This window comes from Streptomyces sp. NPDC048637 (assembly GCF_040650675.1).
Lineage (GTDB): Bacteria > Actinomycetota > Actinomycetes > Streptomycetales > Streptomycetaceae > Streptomyces.
Window position 1 is genome coordinate 24,721 of the sequence record NZ_JBEZHQ010000034.1, and the last position, 21,434, is coordinate 46,154.

The window sequence follows — 21,434 nt, forward strand, 5'->3', positions numbered from 1 at the left end:
AGATTTGGGGCGTGAGCGCCAACCTCAGCCCCGCGGGCCAGCAGCAGACCGGTACGGAAGACTCGGCTTTCCTCAGGGCATGCCGACGGGAGCCGGTGCCGCACACCCCGGTGTGGTTCATGCGCCAGGCCGGGCGCTCACTCCCCGAATACCGCAAGGTCCGTGAGGGCATCGCGATGCTCGACTCGTGCATGCGGCCCGAGCTGGTCACCGAGATCACGCTGCAGCCCGTACGCCGCCACAACGTCGACGCCGCCATCTACTTCAGCGACATCGTCGTCCCCCTCAAGGCCATCGGTATCGACCTCGACATCAAGCCCGGCGTCGGCCCGGTCGTCGAGAACCCGATCCGCACCCGCGCCGACCTGGAGCAGCTGCGCCGCCTGGAGCCCGGCGACGTCCCGTACGTCACCGAGGCCATCGGCATGCTCGTCCGCGAGCTGGGCGGCACCCCGCTGATCGGCTTCGCCGGTGCGCCCTTCACGCTCGCCAGCTACCTCGTCGAGGGCGGCCCGTCGCGCAACCACGAGCGCACCAAGGCCCTCATGTACGGCGACCCGCAGCTGTGGGCCGACCTCCTGGACCGGCTCGCCGACATCACCGCCGCCTTCCTCAAGGTCCAGATCGCGGCCGGGGCGAGCGCGGTGCAGCTCTTCGACTCCTGGGTCGGCGCGCTCTCGCCGGCCGACTACCGCCGCTCCGTGATGCCGGCCTCCGTCAAGGTCTTCCAGGCGGTCGAGGGTCTGGGCGTGCCGCGGATCCACTTCGGTGTCGGCACCGGTGAACTCCTCGGCCTGCTGGGCGAGGCGGGCGCGGATGTCGTCGGCGTCGACTGGCGGGTCCCGCTGGACGAGGCGGCCCGCCGCGTCGGCCCCGGCAAGGCACTCCAGGGCAATATCGACCCGGCCGTGCTCTTCGCCCCCCGCGAGGCCGTCGAGACCAAGGCCCGTGCGGTCCTCGACGCGGCCGCCGGCCTGGAGGGCCACATCTTCAACCTCGGCCACGGCGTCCTGCCCACCACCGACCCGGACGCGCTGACCCGCCTGGTCGAGTACGTGCACACGCAGACGGCGCGCTGAGCGGAACCGCTCCCGCCCCCGGGGCGTCGTCGTGATCATGCATGCCTCCGCCGACGCCCCGATTGCCGACCTTGCCGCCGCCTGGAAGCTGGTCGACCACCGCTCCCCGGCCGGGACGGCCGACCCGGTCGTCCTCGACTGTGTACGCCGCCTCGCCGCCGACCCGGGCGGCGAGCACGCCGCCATGTGGGTCTACGGGCTGCTCTCGATGACCCGCTACCTCGCCACGAGAGCGGATGACGCGACGGCCGGGCAGGTCGCGGAGGTGCTGCGCACGGCGGCCGGCGCCCTGGACGGCCCGCCCTGCGACCACCGCACGCACCCCTGCGAAAGCGCCCTGGAGGACCTCGACTCCGATGAGCTCCGGCTGACCTACAGCGCTCCGGACGTGGTGCTCCTCGGCAACGGCACACCGACCGAGGCGGACCCGGCGTGGCAGGAGCCGGGCACCAAGGAGGAGTACCGCTGCCCGCACGCCGTCGCGGTGTTCGCGCGGACCGCCGCCGAGATCATCGCCCCCGGCACCCCGGACGGCATTCCCGAGCGCGTTCCGCAGCACCACGAGGACGGCATCGAGGACCTCGCCTCGGTCCTGCACGGCTATCCGCGCGGCGGCGTCGAGCCCGCGTACGAGGTCACCGCCGGGACCGGTCTCCCCGCGCACCCCAGCAGGGGAGCCCTCGCCGGGCACCTCGTCCTGCTCCGCGCTGCGTGCTGGGAAGCCGCTTCCGGGATGGTCAGGCCGCGCTGGGTGCTCGACGACATGATCGGGACGCTGGAAGACGCCCTGCGGGCGCTGGAGGGCGCGACCTGCTCCCACGACGACGGCGCACACCCCGAGCTCTCGGGCGACCCGGACGCCGACGCCGGCACCGGCTACCACCTCCTCACCCCGGGCGGCCGCGCCCGGCTCCAGCGGAGCTACCAGGACGGCATCGAGGACGCGCCACCCGTCGCCTGGACCTGCCGCGCCCATCTGCAGGCGCTCGCCCACGACACCCTCGGCCATCTCACCGTGGCCCGCGACCGGTTCTTCGGCGAGCGCCGGACGGAGTACCTGGACGCGGAGTGCCTGGGCCCGGACGGGACATGGGACGCGGCACGGCTGGCGGTAGTGCTGCGGCGCGCTGCCGAGGGCGAGGAACGGACCGAGGACCTCGGGCTGTGGGCCGCCCGCCGCTTCGTGCGCGGCCCCCTCGCCGACCACGAACGGCTTGTGCTGTTCCTGACCGTGTGTCACAGCCTGGACCTCGCCTACCCGGACCCGCCGCCGTCCGTCTACCGCGAGCTGCGCCCCGTTCTGGAGAGCGCCGTCGCCACGGTGCCGGAGACGTGCCCGCACGGGGAGGCACACCCGGGAGTGGGGGCCGGTCTGCCCGGCGAGGCCGGTGAGCGCCTCGCCCACCTCTTCGCCCCGGAGAGCTTCCCGGCCCCGGAGGGCGCACAGGAGCCGGACGCCTGGGCCTGCCCCCGGAACCTCGCACCGCTCGCCGAGGAGTGGCTGGAGTGGTGCGACACCTGGGACGAGGCCGCCGAGGACGGGTACGGCGAGGACGACGACTGAGCCGGGGCGGGCCGGCGCCGAGGCGCGGCGTCAGACCCCGGCGGCCCGTACGGCGCCGGTCGCCTTGCGGGCCGCCACCAGGACGGGGTCCCAGACCGGGGAGAACGGCGGGGCGTAGCCGAGGTCGAGGGCGGTCATCTGCTCCACCGTCATGCCGGCCGTGAGCGCGACCGCCGCGATGTCCACCCGCTTGCCGGCGCCCTCGCGGCCGACGATCTGGACCCCCAGCAACCGGCCCGTACGGCGCTCGGCGAGCATCTTGACGTGCATCGGGCGGGCGCCGGGGTAGTAGCCGGCGCGGTTGGTGGCCTCGACGGTCACCGTGACGAAGCGCAGTCCGGCGGCGTGCGCGTGGCGCTCCAGCAGCCCCGTCCGGGCGATCTCCAGATCGCAGACCTTGCTGACGGCCGTGCCGACGACACCGGGGAAGGTGGCGTAGCCGCCGCCCACATTGGCGCCGATGACCTGCCCGTGCTTGTTGGCGTGGGTGCCCAGCGCGATATGGCGGGTGCGCTCGGAGACCAGGTCCATGACCTCCACACAGTCGCCGCCGGCCCAGACGTGGTCCTGGCCGCGGACCCGCATCCCGAGATCGGTGAGCAGCCCGCCGGACCCGCCCAGCGGCAGCCCGGCCGCGGCGGCGAGCGTGGTCTCGGGGCGGACGCCCATGCCCAGCACGACCACATCCGCCGGGTACTCGGCGTCCTCGGTGGTGACCGCGCGGGCCCGTCCCACCGCATCTGTCAGCACACCGGTGACGGTCGTCCCGCACACCGTCTCGATGCCCATTTGGCACATCGCCTCATGGACGAGTGCGCCCATGTCCGGGTCCAGGGTGGACATCGGCTGGGCGCTCCGCTCCAGGACGGTGACCGCATAGCCGCGACGGATCAGCGCCTCGGCCATCTCCACCCCGATGTAGCCCGCGCCCACCACGACCGCCCGCCGGCCGGACGACGCGTCGAGGGTGTCCAGCAGCGCCTGGCCGTCGTCGAGGGTCTGCACACCGTGCACCCCCGGCGCGTCGATCCCCGGCAGATCGGGGCGGACCGGCCGCGCACCGGTCGCCAGCACCAGCTTGTCGAAGCCGGTCCATGACTCCCGGCCGCCGTTGTCCAGCTCCCGGGTACGCACCCGGCCGCGGTCCAGGTCGAGTTCGGTGACCTCGGTACGCATCCGCAGATCGATGTCCCGGGCGCGGTGCTCCTCGGCCGTACGGGCGATCAGCGCGTCCGGGCCGTCGACCTCGCCGCCCACCCAGTACGGGATGCCACAGGCGGAGTACGAGGTGAAATGGCCGCGCTCGAACGCGGTGATCGCCAGCTGGTCGGGCTTCCGCAGCCGGCGTGCCTGCGATGCCGCGGCCATCCCCGCCGCATCGCCTCCGACGACCACCAGCCGCTCCGCCGCCATGCCGTGTGCCCCTTCGCCGCTCGGGTCCTCGTCGTGTGGGTGCTTCGTCGTGGGGGTGCGCCGACGCCACCGTCTCCGGGACGCCCGCCGGCCCGGATTCGCCACGTTACGGCCCGCGCGGTGTCCGCGGGGGCGGTCAGGGCCCCGCGCCGCGCGGCGGACAGCGGCCGGTCCGGCCCGGGACGGGTCTCAGCGCTCCAGGACCAGTGCGAGTCCCTGGCCCACGCCGATGCACAGCGCGGCGAGCCCGGTACCCGAGCCCAGGGCGGCGAGTTGGTGGGCGACCGCGCCCGCGAGACGGGCACCGGAGGCACCCAGCGGGTGGCCGATGGCGATGGCGCCGCCGCGCGGATTGACCACGGCGGGGTCCAGCTCCGGCCACTGCCCGATGCAGCCCAACGCCTGGGCCGCGAACGCCTCGTTGAGCTCGAACGTCGCCACCTCGCCGAAGCCGCGCCCGGACCGCTCCAGGGCACGCCGTACTGCCTCCACCGGGCCCAGGCCGAACAGCTGCGGCTCGACGCCGGTCACCGCGCTCGCACGGATACGCGCCAGCGGCTCCCGCCCGGTGGCCCGCAGCCCTTCCTCGTCGACCAGCAGCAGCGCGGCCGCACCGTCGTTGAGCGGCGAGGAGTTCCCGGCGGTGACCGTGCCTCCGGCCGTACGGAACACCGGCTTCAGCTTGGACAGCGACTCCAGGGAGGACGCCTCCCGGATCGTCTCGTCGCGCAGCAGGTCCACGTCCGGCAGCGGCACCACCTCGGCGTCGTAGGCGCCCTCCTGCCAGGCCCGCACCGCCTTCTGGTGGCTGGCCAGCGCGAACACGTCCTGCTGTTCGCGGGTGATGCCGTGCTGGTCGGCGATCAACTCGGCGCCCTCGCCCAGCGCGACCGTCCACTCCGGCCGCATCCGCGGATTGACCATCCGCCAGCCCAGCGTCGAGGAGAACATCTCCTGATGGCCCGCGGGGAAGGCCCGTTCGGGCTTGCGCAGCACATAGGGCGCACGGCTCATCGACTCCACCCCGCCCGCCACCGCGATATGCGCATCGCCGTGCGCGAGGGCGCGGGCCGCCTGGATGACCGCCTCCAGACCCGACCCGCACAGCCGGTTCACGGTCACACCGGGGACGGTCACCGGAAGCCCGGCGAGGAGTACCGCCATCCGCGCCACATTGCGGTTGTCCTCGCCCGCGCCGTTCGCATCGCCGAAGCAGACGTCGTCGATCCGCGCCGGATCGAGCTCCGGAGTGCGGTCCACCAGGGCCTTGACCACATGGGCGGCCAGATCGTCGGGCCGTACCCCGGCCAGCGCGCCGCCGTACTTGCCGACGGGGGTCCGTACGGCATCGACGATGTACACATCCCGTACGCGTGGGTCGGTCATCAGGCGCGTCCTCGCTGTCCCGGCTCGACATCGGTGGGGCGGTACGAAGATCGCCGCCCGCCGACCCTGAGTCTTTGCCCGACGCTGCCCGCTGTCAACGGGGCTCCCGGTCACCTTCCCCGGCCGTAGCGGACGCTTCGGCCCGCCCGGCAGCCCCGGACGCGGCCGCCGGACCGTCCGCCGGCTCCGGGGCGCGCCCGCCGGCTCCGGGGCGCGCCCGCCGGCCGTCCGCCGCCGGCGCCGCGTCACCGGCGGCAGGTCGCGGACCAGCCGCCACAGCGCGTACACCAGGCCCGCGGCCACCGCGAACGGCAGCACCGCCCCGATCGCCACCAGCACCCCTCGCACGGCCGTCAGGAAGGCGTGCCGGCCGCCGGACAGCGCGTCCCCGAACGACGTGGGCCGGTCGTCGTGCCGCTCCCTGCATGACGCTCCCCCTCGAAGTGGCGTGCCGTTGTTGCCGCTTCGACGGACCGCGGCCGACCGGGGCGCCCGTCCGTGCATCGCGATCCGGTCACGGTCGTGCCGGTGGGCTCTGAGAGAGTGGAGGCATGAACGCAGCGCACACCCGTACGGGCCGCGGGCCCGGTCATGCCGTCGTCATCGGTGGAGGCATTTCCGGACTGGCGGCCGCGCACCGTCTGCTCGAAGGCGGCGCCCGGGTGACCGTTCTGGAGGCGTCCGGACGGCTCGGCGGCAAGCTGCGGGCAGGCGCGATCGCGGGCGTCCCCGTCGATCTCGGCGCCGAATCGATGCTGGCCAGGCGCCCGGAGGCGGTGGACCTCGCGCGCGCCGTCGGGCTCGGTGACCGGCTGCAGCCGCCCGCCACGGCCAGCGCGTCGCTGTGGACCCGGGGTGCGCTGCGGCCGATGCCCAAGGGGCATGTCATGGGCGTTCCCGGGGATCTCGGTCTGCTCGCCGCCTCCGGGGTGATCTCGCCGGACGGGATGGCGCGGATCGCCGAGGACGAGACGCTGGCCCGGACCGAGGCCGGCGAGGATGTCGCGGTCGGCGCGTATGTCGCCGCCCGGCTCGGCCGGGAGGTCGTCGACCGGCTCGTCGAACCGCTGCTCGGCGGCGTCTACGCGGGCGACGCCTACCGCATCTCGATGCGCGCCGCCGTCCCGCAGCTCTTCGAGGCCGCCCGGTCGCAGCGCTCCCTGATCGAGGGCGTACGGGCCCTCCAGGCGCGCGCCGCCGCCACCGCCCCGCCGGACCGGACCCCTCCGGTCTTCATGGGCCTCGACGGCGGGATCGGGACGCTGCCGTCCGCCGTCGCCGACGCCGTACGCCGGGCCGGCGGCGAGATCCTCCTCGGGACCCCCGTACACGCGCTCCGGTGGGCCGCCGGGGAGGGGTGGCACATCCGCCTCGGCGACCGGACGCTCGCGGCCGACGCGGTCGTCATGGCTGCGCCCGCGGGCACCGCGGCGGGCCTGCTGCGCGCGGACTGCCCCGCCGCGGCCACCGCGCTGGACACCGTCGACTACGCCTCGATGGCGCTGGTCACCATGGCCTTCCGCCGCGCCGACCTGGACCGGGTGCCCGGCGGCAGCGGCTTCCTCGTACCGCCCGTCGACGGCCACCGCATCAAGGCCGCCACCTTCGCCAGCCACAAATGGGGCTGGATCGACGCCGCCGACCCCGGCCTCTTCGTCCTGCGCACCTCCCTCGGCAGATACCAGGACACCGCCGACCTCCGGCGCGACGACTCCGAGCTGGTCGCTCTCTCGCTCGCCGACCTCGGCGCGGCGGCCGGCCTGACCGCCCGGCCGGTGGCGAGCACGGTCACCCGCTGGGAGGGCGGACTGCCGCAGTACTCCGTCGGCCATCTGGAGCGGGTCGCCCGGATCCGCGAGGCGGTCGCCCGGATGCCCGGTGCGCTGCGGGTGTGCGGCGCGGTCTACGACGGCGTCGGCATCCCGGCCTGCATCGGCTCGGCGCGCCGCGCCGCGGACGAGCTCCTCGGCACCCTGACGCCGGACGCCGTCCCCGCCGAGTGAGAATGGACAACATGACAGACGCTTCCACTCCCGCTTCCGCGCCGCAGACCCCCGCGGCGCCCGAGAAGGTGCCGCACGCCGGCAAGAAGGCCAAGGACCTCAACGAGGTCATCCGCTACACCCTCTGGTCCGTGTTCAAGCTGCGCGACGTCCTCCCGGAGGACCGCAGCGGCTACGCGGACGAGGTCGAGGAGCTGTTCGCGCAGCTCGCGGCCAAGGACGTGGTGGTCCGCGGCACCTACGACGTGTCCGGTCTGCGGGCCGACGCGGACCTGATGATCTGGTGGCACTCGGAGAGCTCGGACGCCCTCCAGGAGGCGTACAACCTCTTCCGCCGGACCCGTCTCGGCCGGGCGCTTACGCCGGTGTGGTCGAACATGGCGCTGCACCGCCCCGCCGAGTTCAACAAGTCGCACATCCCGGCCTTCCTGGCCGACGAGCAGCCGCGCGCCTATGTGAGCGTCTACCCCTTCGTGCGCTCCTACGAGTGGTACCTCCTCCCGGACGAGGACCGCCGCCGGATGCTGGCCGACCACGGCAAGATGGCCCGCGGCTTCCCGGACGTGCGCGCCAACACCGTGCCGTCCTTCTCGCTCGGCGACTACGAGTGGGTGCTGGCGTTCGAGGCCGATGAGCTCTACCGCATCGTCGACCTGATGCGTCATCTGCGCGGCTCCGAGGCGCGGATGCACGTCCGCGAGGAGATCCCGTTCTACACGGGGCGCCGCAAGCCCGTCTCCGAGCTGGTCGCAGGGCTGGCGTAACCGGAAGCGCGCGTCCGGCCGGGGTTCCCGGACACAGCGCCGCGGGCCGCCCCCTGGGGGACGGCCCGCGGCGCAACCGGTTCCCGGCTACTTCCCCGGCAGTGCGTGCTGTGCCCGGGTCGCCTGCTGCCCCGGCACCGGTTCCGCGCGCGATGCGCAGTACACCTTGTGCGCCGGGATCTTCCCGTGCAGCAGATACGCCTCGGCGTACTTGTTCACACAGGCGTTGTCGTTGAACGCGACGCCGTGCGTGCCCGCCCCGTTCTCGGTGACCAGCGAGGAACCGGGCAGCCGGCGCTGCAGCTCCAGCGCACCCCCGTACGGCGTCGCCGCGTCCCGCTCGGCCGCCAGCAGCAGCACCGGCGGCAGTGCACCGGGCGCGGTGCGGACATCGAGCGGACCGCGCCGGCCGTGGAGCGCGGCGTCGACCTGGGTCTCGGCCGCATGGCCGGCGACATCGACCAGGTCCTGCCCGGCGGCGGGGTGGTCAGCGCGGCGCACCGCGGCGTCGAGCTCGGCCGCCGCCGATTGCGACCGGTCGGGCCAGTAGGCGCACGGCAGATTCATCCAGGCGTTGTCCCAGGTCTCGAACGGGGCGATCCGGGCGATCTCGGTGTTGTCCCGGTTCCAGGTCCGCCAGTCGTGCGGCCAGGACGCGTCATTGCACTCCACGGCGGTGTAGACGGCGTTGCTGTTCTCGTCGGCGGCGGCCCCGGCGGCTTGGGGCAGGGCCTGGGCGATCAGCGGCTTGGGGTTCCCGTGCAGATACCCGGAGAGCGCCTCGGCGCGCATCGGCCAGAAGGCGTCGTTGTAGCCGGTCTTGAGGAACGCCGACTGCAGCTGACCGGCGCCGATCTTCCCGTTGAGCGGAGTGCGGCGCAGCTTGCCCGCGGCCTTGTCGTAGGCGTGCTGCACCGCCTTCTTGGTCGTGCCGAGGTGGTAGTGGTCGTCGTGCCGGGCGACCCAGCGCAGCCAGTCACCCCAGCGGCGCTCGAAGGCGATGTCCTGGTCGAGGTTGTTGCGGTACCAGATCTGCCGGGGGGAGGGATTGACGACACTGTCGAAGATCATCCGCCGGACGTGGCCGGGGAAGAGCGTCGCATAGACCGCACCGAAGTACGTCCCGTACGAGGCGCCCATGAACGTCAGCTTCTTCTCGCCGAGCGCGGCCCGCAGCATGTCCAGGTCGCGGGCGTTGTTGATGGAGTTGTAGTACGGCAGATCCGCGCCGGCCCGGCGGACGCAGCCGCGGGCGTACTCCCTGGCCTCCGCCCGCTTCTGGCGCTTGAAGGCCGCATCGGGGTGCATCCGGCTGTCGGTGGGCGCCTTGGCGAACTCCTTGGGGTTCTGGCACGACAGCGGCGCCGAGCGGCCCACACCACGCGGCGAATAGCCCACGAAGTCATAGGCGCGGGCCAGCTTGCTCCACTTGGGGAGCGCCCCGTAGAGCGGGAACTCCATGCTGGACGCGCCGGGGCCGCCGGGGTTGAAGACCAGGGAGCCCTGCCGTTCGCCGCGCGCCGTGGCGCGGATCCGGCTGACGGTGAGGTGGATCTTCTTGCCGTCGGGGCGCGCATAGTCGAGAGGAACGGTGAGCCGGCCGCACTCGACGGACGACGGCAGATGCTCCACCGCGGCGCAGCGGCCGAATTCGATGCGGTGCGCAACGGGTGCGGGTGGCGCGGCGGCGGCCCCCGTGGCGCCGCCTGCCGGGGCAGTGGCGAGGGCGGTCACCATCAGCGACCCGATGGTGCCGTACAACGCAAGTGCTCTCACTGGCCGTCCCTTCGTGTGTGCATACAAAAGGGATAGTTGGGGCGGCGATTGTCGTTGTAAAGCACCTGGCACCGGTGTCGGGGGCTATGCCCCGGAAGAGTGGAGCGCCGCGCGCAAGGCGGGATCGGTGAGGGCGGCGGGGCCACGGAGGGCGAGAGTGATGAGGGAGGCGGGCGTGGCAGCGGTGGCGGGGGAGTGGCCGATGCCGGGCAGCTGCCGTTCGCCGGCGGTGGTGGCCCAGTCGCTGTACGGGTGGAGTTCGAAGCGGGCCACGGCCCAGGTGCCGAGGGTGAGGATCAGCGGCAGCGAGAACCAGGCCAGGAGCAGCCCGCCGTCCGCGCCGGCCGGCGCCGTCCAGTAGGACGCAGCGGCGGACAGCAGCACCAGGAGAGCGGCGCACCGCACCAGGCGGACGCCGCTGCCGACGCCCGGACGGACCGCGGTGGGGAGCGCCAGCCCGTTGGTCACCAGCCGGTCGGCCACCTCCCGCACCGCGTCGTCGCCGGCCAGGGCGTCCCGTATCGCCGGTATGCGGCGCTGCCCGTCGGGGCCGATGGCGGTGAGGGTGGCGCGCTCGACGTCGTCGTTGCCGACCGGGTCGACGACGGTGGCCCAGCCGGTGTCGGCGAGCAGCAGCCGTCGCTGCTGGGCCATCAGCACCAGCACCACATCGGCGAGCCGGTGCGGACCGCCGGAGAGGTACGCCATTTCGTACAGGGTCAGCCCGGGGCCGCGGCGTCCCGCGGCGGCCGCGTCCGGGACGGATTCGGGCGGCGGCTGCGGGGCCGGCCGGGAGGTGGCGCGGGCGGCGGCGACCGCCGCACGGCAGAGCAGCGCACAGGACAGCACCGCCGCCGAACAGGCGACGAGGAGGAAGAGCAGCCACATGTCGGAGTTTTTATGTGATGTGCCACGACAACCGCCACAAAGTATCTCAGCATGTGGGCAGTTGCCCGGTGTCAGCCGCCCCCGCAGCCGGACCCGCCGCCGCAGCTAGAACCGCCCCCGCAGGACGAGCCGCCCCCACAGCTCGCCCCGCTGCCGCAGGACGAGCCGCCGCTGCCGCACCCGGACCCACCGTCGGTGGAGCCGCACCAGGCGGGGCCGTCGCTCCCCGAGCCGCCCCCAATGACGGGGTTCGGGTCGGTGAACTTCTTGCGAAGCTGCCAGTTCTCCATGGTCAGCTGGTTGACCACGTGGACGAGGGCTTCGACGTCGGCTCGCAGACGGTGAGCTCAGCCTTTTCGTTTTCGCGGAGCTCTCTGTTTCACGATCTGCTTGCGCAGGCGCGTCTCGGCCGCGAGGCGGGGTGATGAGACGTGCCGGGCCGTGTGTCCGCTGAGAAATTGCCCCGTCCGGGTCTGGGCAGTCACTCGCCTTTCCGAGAAATCTTTCCCTGTCAGGCCCCTTGGTCCTTCACCATCACCGCCGGAGCCGCTCACGTCAGCCTGGGCCCGCCACTCAGGCGGGCCCAGGCGGTGGCTATCAGCGGTCGCTGAGCAGGCTGGTGGCCCGTCGGGTGGCAAGTTCCAGGGCCTCGTTGAGTCCCTCTGGGCGGCGTCCTCCGGCGCTGGCGAGGGGGCCGCGGCCTCCGGAGCCGCCGCCGACCGTTCGGGCCGCCTCGGCAAGGAACTGGCTGGCCTGAGTGCCGGCCTGGTGGAGGTCGGAGGAGATCGCGGAGGCGAGGAGGGCCTTGCCCTTGTGTTCGGCGCCTAGGACCACGACGGCGGGGCCGCGGCCGAGTCGCGCGAGGGTGTCAGCGGCGAGGCCGCGCAGTTCGTCCGGGGCGATGCCTGTGACGAGTCGGACGACTAGCTGCCCGTGTCCGGCCGGCTGGGCTTCGGTGGCGAGCTGCCCGGCCTGGTGCTGGAGTTCCTCGGTCCGCAGACGGGACAGCTTTTCCTGCGCGGTCGCCAGTGCTTCCAGGCGCTTGCGCAGGACTCCGGGGGCGTCGGTGGGGCGAGTGCCGAGCAGGCCGGCAAGTTCGCCCAGCAGGCGCCGTTCGGTGCCGAGGTGGCGGAGGGTGCTGTGGCCGGTGAGGGCTTCGACGCGGCGGAGGTTGGAGCCGATCGAGGACTCGGACAGCAGGCGGAAGGCGCCGACTTGGGAGCCATGGGCGACGTGGGTGCCGCCGCAGAGCTCGCGGGAGAAGTCGCCGATGTCGACGATGCGGACGGTGTCGCCGTACTTCTCTCCGAACAGGGCGATGGCGCCCGCGGCCTCAGCCTCGGCGCGGTCGGCGTGCCAGTCCCGGACTTCTGGGTCATCGAGGACGTGGCCGTTGACGGCGTGCTCGATGGCGGTGAGCTGGTCGGGGGTCAGGGCGGTGAAGTGCGCGAAGTCGAAGCGGAGCCGGTCGGGCTCGACGAGGGAGCCTTGCTGGCGGGCGTGATCGCCGAGGGTAGCCATGACCACGGCATGCAGGATGTGGGTGGCCGAGTGCGAGCGCATGAGCCCGGCCCGGCGCTCGGCATCGACCACGGCCTCGCCGGTCGCTCCAGTGGTCAGTTCGCCTTCGAGGATTCGGGCGGAGTGGACGCGGAAGCCTTCCAGGCCGTAGCGGGTGTCCGTGATCCGCAGGACGGTGCCGTCGCTCATGGTCAGGGTGCCGGTGTCGCCGATCTGCCCGCCGGCCTCGGCATAGAACGGTGACCGGTCCAGCACCAGCTCGACCTCGGCGCCCGCGCCAACGGTCCGGACGACGGTGCCGCCGGAGATGAGGCCAGTGACGGTGGCCTCCGCGGACAGGTGCTCATAGCCGAGGAACTCAGTCCGCGGCAGCTGGGCGGCCAGTTCGCGGTAGGTGTCCATCTTGCGCAGGGCCTCGGCGGTCTTGACCTTGCCACCGGCCTTCGCGCGCTTCTTCTGCTCGTCCAGCAGCGCGGCGAACCGCTCCTCGTCGACCGTCAGCCCGGCCTCGCGGGCGGACTCGACGGTCAGCTCCAGCGGGAAGCCGTAGGTGTCGGCGAGCTCGAAAGCGGTCTCCCCGGGCAGGGCAGCTGACCGCTTCTCGCGGGTGTGGGTAATTGCGGCCTCCAGCAGGCGGGTGCCCTGGGCCAGGGTACGGGTGAAGGACTCTTCCTCGGCGGTGACGACCTGCTCGATAAGGGTCGCCTGGCGTGCCAGCTCGGGCCAGACACCGCTGAGGTTGCCGATGACGCTGGCGGTCGTGGACGGGAGGATGGGCCCCTCGATGCCGAGGCGGCGGGCATGACGGATCGCGCGGCGCATCAGGCGCCGCAGGATGTAGCCGCGGCCGTCCTTGGCGGGCAGGACTCCGTCGGCGATGAGGAAGGCGATGGAGCGGGCGTGCTCGGTGACGACCTGGAAGGACACCTTCTCCTCGCCCTCGCTGGGGCAGGCCCGCCCGGCGAGGTCCTGGACGGTGTCGAAGGTGGGCAGCAGCAGGTCGGTGGTGCAGACGTTCTGCGCGTCCTGGAGGATCGCAGCGAGCCGGTCCAGGCCGAGGCCGGTGTCGATGCTCTTGTTGGTGAGCTCGCCGAGGATGGGGAAGTTGCCCTTCTTGTCGCCCTCGCCTCGCTGGAACTGCATGAAGACCAGGTTCCAGATCTCGACGTAGCGTTCGCCGTCGATGGCGGGGCCGCCCTCCTTACCGAAGGCGGGGCCGCGGTCGTAGTTGACCTCCGAACACGGGCCGCACGGGCCGGGGACGCCCATGGACCAGTAGTTGTCCTCCATCCCCAGCCGCTGGATGCGGCTCGCGGGGACGCCGATGCGGCGCCATAGGTGCTCGGCCTCGTCGTCGTCCTCGAAGACGGTGATCCAGAGCTTGTCCTTCTCCAACTGGAAGCCATCGGTGAGGAGTTCCCAGGCGAAGACGATGGCGTCTTCCTTGAAGTAGTCGCCGAAGGAGAAGTTGCCCATCATCTCGAAGAACGTCGCGTGCCGGTTGGTCCGGCCGACGTTGTCGATGTCCGAGGTGCGAGCGCACTTCTGGATGCTGGTCGCGCGGGGGGACGGCGGGGTCGTCTCGCCCAGGAAGTAAGGCTTGAACTGGTTCATCCCGGCGTTGGCCAGCAGCAGGGTGGGGTCGTCCGGGATCAGCGGGCTGGACGGGACGACCTGGTGGCCGCGGGAGATGAAGAAATCGGTGAACGTGTTGCGAATCTGCGTCGAGCGCATGGCGGCATGGCCTCACGAAGAGAGTCGTGGAAGGTGGGGGAAGATCACACGCCGAGCCGGGCCGAGAACAGGGACTGAGAGGGTTCTCAGTTCTCCAGCTCGACGCAGATAGCTCGCGCCCCCACGGTGTAAACCATGACTCCAGATCCGTTGATCACTTCGGTGCCGCAGCAGACCGCCATCACGATGGTCATGGTCTGCCGCATCACCGACTGTAGCGGGTCCGGAGTCAAGATCGCTTAGCGTGCGGGGGCCGACACCCGGTGTGCGGCCCTCCCGGCCTGGGCCAGGTCGAACAGGCCGGGGCCGATCTGAGCCGGGTCGGTCAGCACCACCGGGCAGCCAGCTGTGGCGAGTGCATCGGGCCCGGCATAGCCCCAGCCGGCCCCGGCGAAGGTGACGCCAGCCTCGAAGGCCGCCACCCGGTCGGTGAGAGTATCGCCGACGAACACCGCGTCGTGCGGGGCCGCAGCGAGCCGGGCCAGGGCCAGGAAGATCCCGTCCGGGGCAGGCTTGGGCTCGGCATCCTCCCGGCAGACGGTCACATCCAGCAGATCCAGGACCGCAGGCGGCAGCAGCCAGGGCAGCCGGCTGCGGCTCTGCAAGGTGACCAGGCCTGTCCCCGCCCCGGTGCCCTTAAGGGCCATCAGCCCCTCCAGGACACCGGGAAAGATCCGAGTGCCCGTGGCGGTGGCCAGCGCGACATCCCACCACAGTTCACAGAGCTCGTCCGGCTCAGCGACGCCGAGGGCGGACAGCACCTCGACCCTGGGGGTCGTCGCGGCTCCCGGCGGCAGGTCGCAGGCGGTGACCCGCCGTCCGAGGGAGGCGGTGGCGACCCCCGCGAGGGTGGCCAGATGCGCGTCCTGGCTGTCCAGCAGCACCCCGTCCAGGTCGAACAGCACCGCCGCCCTCACGACGCCGACCCCGACGGGCCGGGCAGGTCGGCCTCGGCCAGCAGCGGGTGCAGGGCGACACTGTGCTCCTCCAGCAGCAGCCTGCCGCCGAGGGACCGTTCCAGCACGCAGAGCGCATCGGTGACCGGGGCCCCGGCGACCCGCAGTATCCGGGCCATGGTCAGCAGCTGCCCACCGGAGCGGACCACGTCGTCGACCAGGACGACCCGGCGTCCCTCGATGCGGGCGCCCTCGATCTGCCGCTTGGAGCCGTAGCGCTTGGGCAGCCGCCTAAGGAACGCGGCCGGCAGCCCGGTTGCCGCCGACAGGGCGATGACCAGCGGGACACCGCCCAGTTCGATCCCGGCCAGCACCTCGGCGTCCTCGGGGACGAGGGCGGCCATGGCGTCGGCGACATCGTGCAGCAGCTCCGGGTCGGCGGCCAGGCGGTACTCATCGAAGTACCCGTCCAGCACCTGCCCATCAGCCAGGGCGAACCTGCCGGTGACGCAGGCGGTCTCCGCGATCCGAGAGGCCAGGATGCTCGTGGCGGTGACGGTCATGCCTGGCCCCCCGAAGGTTCGGTCAGCAGCCGAGTGAGGGCGTCGGCAAAATCCATCGTGGTCACGATCTCGGTGATGAAGCCCAGCGGCCGGGTCGTCTCGAACAGCCACCCCTCCTGCTTCAGGTAGGACAGGAGGTTCAGGGCAGTGGAACCGGCGAGCCAGACGGGGACGGGCCGGATGTTGCCCGCGTAGTAGAGAGCGGCGGTCAGCTCGTGCAGGGTGCCGACACCACCGCCCATGCCCACCACCACGTCGGCGTGCGCGAAGTAGTGATCGAGCCGGTTCCCAAAGGTCGGCAGGTGGATCGCCTCGGTGACATGCGGGTTGAAGTCGCCCCACTCCTGCCGCTTGCCGGACAGGGTGACTGCGGTGATCTCCCCGCCCTTGGCGGCGGCCCCGCGGGCGACGGCCTCCATCAGGCCGTTGTAACCGCCGTGCACCAGCGAGAAGCCGGCCTCCGCGAGCACCGCGCCGATCCGTTCGGCCATGCGCACTTCCGCCTCAGACGCGGGGACAACGCCGCCGAAGAACACTGCCGTGCTGTTCTCACCTCGGGTGGTCATGTCAGCTCCAGGTAGGTGCGGTAGGCGGTGATGGCGTCCGTCAGACCGTCCAGGGCCATCGGGCAGGCCCGCTCGGTCAGCGCGAGCACCCGGTCCAGGGCGGCCTCGACGTCGGCGGCCTCGGGGACGGCCGGGGAGGTGACCGCCGCGTCCAGGTCGGCCAGGCAGGCCCGGCCGATCGGGGTCAGCGCGATCTCCTCCCGCAGCTGATACCAGCCCCAGAACCGCGACGTCGGAGCCAGCGCGGTCTTGGTCAGGTCCTTCGTCGCGGTGTGCAGCATGTGCCACTCTGCGTAGGCGACGAACCGCTGACCGCGCTGGATGCGCTTGTGCAGCAGCACCGCCAGCACCAGGTGCTCGATCAGCAGCTCGGTGCACGACCGCGGTCGCCCCAACAGCCCGGTGATGTGGGAGCGGGCCTGCTCGATCTGCCCGGTGGTGATCTCGGCCGGCGGGCGGTCCAGCAGCACCTTCCCGGCGATCTTCCGGCGGACGCTGGTGATCTGCGAGGCGGGCGTCAGGTAGAGGTCGACCTGCTGGAGCTTGCCCTCGTGCTGGACGAGGAAGACGAACCCGATGCCGCCCAGGTCCGCGACAATGGTGTCGCGCCATCCGGGCAGCAGCGCCCCGCCCGCGACCGTCATCAGGTCGCCCAGGGCGGCGGTGAAGGCGGGGAGGTCACGGTCGTGGACGCCGACGAGGAAGTCCACGTCGGAGAGGCGGTCGGCGGTGCCGGAGGCGAGCGAGCCGCGGACCAGCAGGTGAGTGACCGCCGGGGCGGCGAACAGCAGTTCGGCGATGCGAGTCAAAAGCGGCAACTGGGTGGGCCGGTTGGCCTCGGTCAGTTCGGCCAGGTGCAGCTCGGCCGGGGCCGGGGCCGGGGCCATGGTTGCGGTGGGCATGCGCGGAGTCCTTCCAGGGCTCGGGGGTCGTCCGGTGAGGTGTGGGTTCAGGAGGCGAGGGCGAGGAGCTTGGACTTTGCCGTCGTCCAGCGGCGGCCGGCCTCGGCGTCTCCGCGGCTGGTGTGGAGGCCGGCGATCAGGTCGTAGGCGGTGCCCTCTGGCAGGGCGAAGGAGTAGAACAGCCGCAGCAGCAGCCCTTCGGCGGCGTCGGCGTAGCCGAGGTTGGCCAGGCGCCGGGCGGCGGCAAACCGCTCGGCCAGCACCGCCTCCGTCGCCCGTGGCAGCCGCTCGGCGGCCGCAGGTGCGTCGGCCCGCCCGGCCAGGCGGTCGTAGGCGTCGTCCGCGTAGACGTCCGCGATCAGGTGGATCCGGTCCGGGCCCAGCAGGTTGCAGACCCCGTGCGCGTAGGTCGGGGTCAGCCGCCAGATCCGCCCGCCGGCCATGTGGACCTTGGTCCCGCCGGTCACCAGGAAGGCGGAGGAATTGGTGTGCAGCGGGATGTGCAGGCGGTGGCGTTCGACCTGGTCCAGCTCGTCGTAGTCGCGGTGTTCCCAGAGGAACGCGTTCGCCTCCAGACGGGCGAGCCTTACCCACATGTAGGACAGGCCCAGTTCGGCCAGCAGGCCGGCCGTGGCGGGCATGTGCTCCAGCAGGGCGGTGGGACGGGCGGTGCAGTCGCCGATCTTCACGTCTGCGGCCTCGCCGGAGGCGTTCATCAGCGACGTGGTCCACCAGCCACCGGACTGGAACTCGCCGTACTCGGCCTTCCAGGGCGCCGGGGCGGTCAGGGCCTCGTGCCGCATCCGCTCGATCAACTGACCGTCCAGCCGGTCCAGCTGGGCGATCTGCCCGGACAGGGCCGCGGTCGGCTGTGCTTCGTCCATGGTGTCCCTCTCGTTCTCCCGCCCTGGGCCGAGCCCGGGGCGTGTGGATAAGGGGTGGGAGGCGACGCGTCCGGCCTGATGCCCCTCGCGTCATCGCCGGGGGAGTCATCCGATGTCCAAGGCCCGTTGGCCGGATGCGGCGCCGTTATCAGAGTGTCCCGGCGGCGTTGTCGCAGGTAGTGAGAGGTAACCGCCTGCTGTGGGCGGTGTGGCCGCCCACAGCAGGCGGCGGGTCCGCCCTCGCAAAAGGGTTTGTTCGCTTGCCAGGGAAGGCAGAAAGTCGTTGTTCACCACCAGCGGCGCAACCAGCGCCGCCTCGCGGGGCAGGCGGGGAGGCACCCGGTGAAATCCCAGAAAACCGAGCGGGCCAGAGCTGTCCCTGCGGGAACGTGCCCTGGGCCGGGCTGGCTCCCCCGCCCCTGTGTCGGCGGCCCTGATCGCCAAGATCGCCGCCGAGATCGCGGACCACTGCGGCCACCGGCGCCTCAAGCGCCGCCGCCTAGCCATGGGCTGGACGGTCGCCCAGGCTGTGGCCGCGGCCCACCAGCTCGTCGAAACCGAGGGCCTGGCCAAGGTCGGGATGTCCGAGCGCTCCTGGAAGGACTGGGAGGCAGGGGTCCTGCCCAGCTCCGACTATCAGGACCTGTTGTGCCGTCTGTTCGCCACCAGTCCAGTCGGGTTGGGCTTTGCCCGCGACTACTCACCCACCCCCGCAGTGGACGGGAACGTTCCGCTTTGGTGCGGGGACGGGCCCGATGGAACACTTCCCGAAGGGGACGCGGCCCGGACCGGTGCGGACTTCACGGAGGTGGAGGCAACGAAGCGTCGCGAAGTGGTGAAACTCGCCGGACTGGCTATGGCCTCCTCGGCCGCCGCCGCACAGATCCTGGAACAGGCCGCCGCCGAGGCTATGGAGTTCACCCAGCAGGCGGAAGCGACCTCGCTCGGTTCGGGAACCCTGGACCACCTCGACCTCGCGGTCACCGAGTTCAACCACGCGTACTCGCTCAAGCCACCCAGGGCGGTCTTCGACGCGATGATGGACTATCGGCGCAAGGTCAACCATCTGCTGAAGGCCAAGCACACCCATAGTCAAGAACGTGAGTTGCTGGTGTATGCCGGATGGCTGTCCGAGCTCCTGGCCTGGCTGGCCCACGACCTCGGAGACGCTCGCACCGGTCTGGCGTTCGCCACCGACGCGTTCGTCCATGGCCAGCAGGCAGGGCACGGCCAGCTGTGCGCGTGGGCGATGGATGCCGCCGCCTCCATCAACCTGTATGAACAACGGCCCGCCAAGGCCCATAACGCGGCTCTCAAGGGCCTCACCGAGGCCCCAGCCGGCCATCCGCTGACCGTGCGGCTGCATGCCCAGGCCGCCCGCGCATCCGCCGCCGACGGCGACGCCGAAGGCTTCACCACCGCCTTCCATGCCGCCCAGGACGCCCACCGGCTCCTGCCGCCCCGCTCACCCCGCCGCTTCGGCATGGACGTGATGCCGCTGGCGGACTATGCCCTCACCTCCTATCCGGCGACCTCATTCATCTGGCTCGGCCAGGCTGAACAGGCCCGCCAGCACGCCGAAAGCGCGCTGGCCACCTATGAAGCGGCCCCGGCGGCATCCCGGTCCCCCAGCCGGGAGGCCATCGCACGCATCGACCTCGCGCTCGCCCATGCCCAGCTCGGTGACCCCGACGACGCCGTCATCCTCGGCCACCAAGCCCTGGACTCCGCCCGCGTCGTCGACTCCGTCCGCAACCGGGCCGGCAACCTCACCACCTTCCTGACCCGCCGCTATCCCCGGCAGACAGCCGTCGAGGGCCTGCACGAACGGCTGGCCGCCGTCAACGCAGCAGCCCGCTCAGCCCTGCCCACAGCATCGTCTGAAGCATGAAGGAGACCGATGGCCATCCAGCAACCGCAACCCGCCGAGTACTCCCTCAACATCCGCAAGCCGTACTTCGACCTAATCGCGGCCGGAGCCAAGACCATCGAAGTCCGCGTCGGCTATCCCAAGATCCGCAAGATCGCCGCCGGGGACACTCTGCGGATCAGCTGTGGCGACGACACCCTGACCACCCGCATCACCCAGGTCAACGAGTACGAGTCATTCAAAGCGATGCTCGGTGCCGAGGATCCGGCCGCGATCGGCGGCCCGGACATGACCCACGACGAGCTCGTGGCCGCGATCCGCGACATCTACCCGCCCGAGAAGGAGGCCCTCGGCGCCTTCGCCCTCCACCTCGCCCTCGCACAGGCCGGCGCCTGAGACGGCCGTCCCCCTCCTCGATGAGGGGGACGACGTACCAACGAACGTGCCCAGTCGCGTACGACTCCGTCGCGCATCACCGCGTACGGATCTATGTGCTCAGCCAGGCGTTCGAGCCGGGGTGTCGGCGTGGGGACGGGGCAGCGGCTCGGCCGGGAAGGCCCCGCAGTCGCCCGCGGCCTCGAACTCGGCAACCGTTCGGTCGACATCCTTGCCAGCGTCCAGTCCACCCGCACCAAGGACTACGTCCGCGAGTTCAACGCGACCTTTGCCCCCTGGCGGCGCGGGCCAGCCGGGGGCAAGTTCGTCCACCGCGCCCGCACCGAGTTCGGCGTCGCCGCCTGATGGGCTTAACTGGCGGGCGGTTGAGGCTGGGTGGGCAGGATGCGGACGACGGGGTCAGGGGCCGTCAGCTGCTGTCGAAGCTGCAAACGGGCTGCCCGAGTAGCGACGAGGCACCGATCCCCAGGTACACCGCTTGGGGGTAGGGCATCGCGGTCACCCCCGGTGCCGGAAGAGCCGCAGGGCGCGTGCCAGCCGGGCCGCGGGCCGTGCGGACGGCGGCTTCGGGCCCGCGCGCTCCCGCCACCAGCGCGTCAACTGCCGCCGCGGGACCGGGGCTTCGGGCCGCCCCTGGGCCAGCAGATACGCCGCGAAGTCCAGGGCGTCCTGGCGGTAGCCGCCGCTCATGGGCCGGTTCCGGGCATGGCCGGCGAAGGCGGCCCGGTAGTCCGCGCCGAGGATCTCGGGCAGCTCGGGCGCGACCTTGGCGACCACCGCGGCCCGCTTGGCGGCCAGCGCCCGGCTCTGCACCCGCAGCCGGGCGCGGTCGAAGCCCTCGGGCGCGGGCGTCCCGGCGACCAGCGCGGACAGCAGCGCGGTCTGCGCCAGCGCCAGCCGCTGGCGCGCCGCGTCGGTGCCGGTGCTGGTGCTGGTGCTGGTGTCGGTGCCGGTGCCGGTGCCCGCAGTGGCACCCGTGGTGCCCCCTTCGGCCGGTGCGTCCGGGCGGGTGCTCGCGTCCGGGCGGAGGCCCGTGTCCTGTGTGGTGCTCGCGTCCGGGCGGTGGCCTGTGTCCTGTGTGGTGCCTGTGTTTCGTGCGGTGCCCGTGTCCTGTGTGGTGCTCGCGTCCGGGCGGTGGCCTGTGTCCTGTGTGGTGCCTGTGTTTCGTGCGGTGCCCGCGCCCTGTGTGGTGCTCGCGTCCGGGCGGTGGCCCGCGTCCTGTGTGGTGC

General features: G+C 72.2%; 17 protein-coding genes and 1 pseudogene. 7 read left to right on the top strand and 11 right to left on the bottom strand.

Annotated features, from left to right (window positions below):
- Positions 1-11: 11 nt before the first annotated feature.
- Positions 12-1,079 carry a uroporphyrinogen decarboxylase gene (hemE, locus tag AB0C46_RS31215; RefSeq protein WP_362831940.1) on the top strand — a complete coding sequence of 356 codons (1,068 nt, stop codon included), beginning with the start codon at positions 12-14 and terminating at the stop codon, positions 1,077-1,079.
- 31 nt (positions 1,080-1,110) lie between these two features.
- Positions 1,111-2,643 carry a hypothetical protein gene (locus AB0C46_RS31220; RefSeq protein ID WP_362831941.1) on the top strand — a complete coding sequence of 511 codons (1,533 nt, stop codon included), beginning with the start codon at positions 1,111-1,113 and terminating at the stop codon, positions 2,641-2,643.
- 30 nt (positions 2,644-2,673) lie between these two features.
- Here AB0C46_RS31220 and AB0C46_RS31225 read toward each other — a convergent pair whose 3' ends face one another.
- Both AB0C46_RS31225 and AB0C46_RS31230 read right to left on the bottom strand, forming a co-directional pair.
- On the bottom strand, positions 2,674-4,056 hold the full coding sequence (locus AB0C46_RS31225; RefSeq protein ID WP_362831942.1) for an FAD-dependent oxidoreductase: 1,383 nt from the start codon (positions 4,054-4,056) through the stop codon (positions 2,674-2,676).
- A 189-nt stretch (positions 4,057-4,245) separates the two neighbouring features.
- On the bottom strand, positions 4,246-5,442 hold the full coding sequence (locus AB0C46_RS31230; RefSeq protein WP_362831943.1) for a thiolase family protein: 1,197 nt from the start codon (positions 5,440-5,442) through the stop codon (positions 4,246-4,248).
- 551 nt (positions 5,443-5,993) lie between these two features.
- On the opposite strand from AB0C46_RS31230, the gene hemG reads away from it, so the two are divergent.
- Together hemG and hemQ are read left to right on the top strand one after the other, a co-directional pair.
- Positions 5,994-7,445, top strand: a complete 1,452-nt coding sequence (hemG, locus tag AB0C46_RS31235; RefSeq protein WP_362831944.1) for a protoporphyrinogen oxidase — start codon at positions 5,994-5,996, stop codon at positions 7,443-7,445.
- Positions 7,446-7,456: 11 nt separating this feature from the next.
- Positions 7,457-8,209 (top strand): hydrogen peroxide-dependent heme synthase, encoded by a 753-nt coding sequence (gene hemQ, locus AB0C46_RS31240; protein WP_127153488.1) that lies wholly within the window; start codon positions 7,457-7,459, stop codon positions 8,207-8,209.
- Positions 8,210-8,296: 87 nt separating this feature from the next.
- Here the strand turns inward: hemQ and AB0C46_RS31245 are convergent, their stop codons facing one another.
- From AB0C46_RS31245 to AB0C46_RS31280, 8 genes are all read right to left on the bottom strand, one after another.
- A complete protein-coding gene (locus tag AB0C46_RS31245) occupies positions 8,297-9,946 on the bottom strand; it encodes an alpha/beta hydrolase (protein ID WP_362831997.1) in 1,650 nt (549 codons plus the stop codon).
- 123 nt (positions 9,947-10,069) lie between these two features.
- On the bottom strand, positions 10,070-10,873 hold the full coding sequence (locus tag AB0C46_RS31250; RefSeq protein ID WP_362831945.1) for a TIGR04222 domain-containing membrane protein: 804 nt from the start codon (positions 10,871-10,873) through the stop codon (positions 10,070-10,072).
- Positions 10,874-11,470: 597 nt separating this feature from the next.
- A complete protein-coding gene (gene alaS, locus AB0C46_RS31255; RefSeq protein WP_362831947.1) occupies positions 11,471-14,128 on the bottom strand; it encodes an alanine--tRNA ligase in 2,658 nt (885 codons plus the stop codon).
- A gap of 239 nt (positions 14,129-14,367) precedes the next feature.
- Entirely contained in the window at positions 14,368-15,045 is a 678-nt protein-coding gene (locus AB0C46_RS31260) for an HAD hydrolase-like protein (protein ID WP_362831948.1), read from the bottom strand.
- Complete coding sequence (locus AB0C46_RS31265; protein ID WP_362831949.1) at positions 15,042-15,587, bottom strand: phosphoribosyltransferase family protein; 546 nt, start codon at positions 15,585-15,587, stop codon at positions 15,042-15,044. The genes AB0C46_RS31260 and AB0C46_RS31265 overlap by 4 nt, the downstream gene beginning before the upstream one ends.
- Positions 15,584-16,153, bottom strand: a complete 570-nt coding sequence (locus AB0C46_RS31270; RefSeq protein WP_362831950.1) for an LOG family protein — start codon at positions 16,151-16,153, stop codon at positions 15,584-15,586. The genes AB0C46_RS31265 and AB0C46_RS31270 overlap by 4 nt, the downstream gene beginning before the upstream one ends.
- Positions 16,150-17,055: a hypothetical protein gene (locus AB0C46_RS31275; protein ID WP_362831951.1), complete on the bottom strand. Its 906-nt coding sequence runs from the start codon at positions 17,053-17,055 to the stop codon at positions 16,150-16,152. The genes AB0C46_RS31270 and AB0C46_RS31275 overlap by 4 nt, the downstream gene beginning before the upstream one ends.
- Before the next feature lie 47 nt (positions 17,056-17,102).
- Positions 17,103-17,939, bottom strand: a complete 837-nt coding sequence (locus AB0C46_RS31280) for an aspartyl/asparaginyl beta-hydroxylase domain-containing protein (RefSeq protein ID WP_362831952.1) — start codon at positions 17,937-17,939, stop codon at positions 17,103-17,105.
- A 421-nt stretch (positions 17,940-18,360) separates the two neighbouring features.
- Between AB0C46_RS31280 and AB0C46_RS31285 the strand changes: the two genes are divergently transcribed.
- The 3 genes from AB0C46_RS31285 to AB0C46_RS31295 all read left to right on the top strand — a co-directional run bounded on the left by AB0C46_RS31285 (position 18,361) and on the right by AB0C46_RS31295 (position 20,550).
- Entirely contained in the window at positions 18,361-19,830 is a 1,470-nt protein-coding gene (locus AB0C46_RS31285; protein WP_362831954.1) for a tetratricopeptide repeat protein, read from the top strand.
- Positions 19,831-19,839: 9 nt separating this feature from the next.
- The gene (locus AB0C46_RS31290) at positions 19,840-20,205 is read left to right on the top strand and encodes an ASCH domain-containing protein (protein ID WP_362831955.1); all 366 of its coding nucleotides are present in this window, start codon (positions 19,840-19,842) and stop codon (positions 20,203-20,205) included.
- 129 nt (positions 20,206-20,334) lie between these two features.
- Entirely contained in the window at positions 20,335-20,550 is a 216-nt protein-coding gene (locus tag AB0C46_RS31295; protein WP_362831957.1) for a hypothetical protein, read from the top strand.
- Positions 20,551-20,703: 153 nt separating this feature from the next.
- Here AB0C46_RS31295 and AB0C46_RS31300 read toward each other — a convergent pair.
- Positions 20,704-21,114: pseudogene (locus AB0C46_RS31300) on the bottom strand (endonuclease); the annotation flags it as partial.
- Positions 21,115-21,434: the final 320 nt, after the last annotated feature.

Coding starts and splice junctions, on each gene's coding strand:
- AB0C46_RS31225 (WP_362831942.1), bottom strand. CDS start 4,056: ATGGCGGCGGAGCGGCTGGTGGTCGTCGGAGGCGATGCGGCGGGGATG.
- AB0C46_RS31230 (WP_362831943.1), bottom strand. CDS start 5,442: ATGACCGACCCACGCGTACGGGATGTGTACATCGTCGATGCCGTACGG.
- hemG (WP_362831944.1), top strand. CDS start 5,994: ATGAACGCAGCGCACACCCGTACGGGCCGCGGGCCCGGTCATGCCGTC.
- hemQ (WP_127153488.1), top strand. CDS start 7,457: ATGACAGACGCTTCCACTCCCGCTTCCGCGCCGCAGACCCCCGCGGCG.
- AB0C46_RS31245 (WP_362831997.1), bottom strand. CDS start 9,946: ATGGTGACCGCCCTCGCCACTGCCCCGGCAGGCGGCGCCACGGGGGCC.
- AB0C46_RS31250 (WP_362831945.1), bottom strand. CDS start 10,873: ATGTGGCTGCTCTTCCTCCTCGTCGCCTGTTCGGCGGCGGTGCTGTCC.
- alaS (WP_362831947.1), bottom strand. CDS start 14,128: ATGCGCTCGACGCAGATTCGCAACACGTTCACCGATTTCTTCATCTCC.
- AB0C46_RS31265 (WP_362831949.1), bottom strand. CDS start 15,587: ATGACCGTCACCGCCACGAGCATCCTGGCCTCTCGGATCGCGGAGACC.
- AB0C46_RS31270 (WP_362831950.1), bottom strand. CDS start 16,153: ATGACCACCCGAGGTGAGAACAGCACGGCAGTGTTCTTCGGCGGCGTT.
- AB0C46_RS31275 (WP_362831951.1), bottom strand. CDS start 17,055: ATGCCCACCGCAACCATGGCCCCGGCCCCGGCCCCGGCCGAGCTGCAC.
- AB0C46_RS31280 (WP_362831952.1), bottom strand. CDS start 17,939: ATGGACGAAGCACAGCCGACCGCGGCCCTGTCCGGGCAGATCGCCCAG.
- AB0C46_RS31290 (WP_362831955.1), top strand. CDS start 19,840: ATGGCCATCCAGCAACCGCAACCCGCCGAGTACTCCCTCAACATCCGC.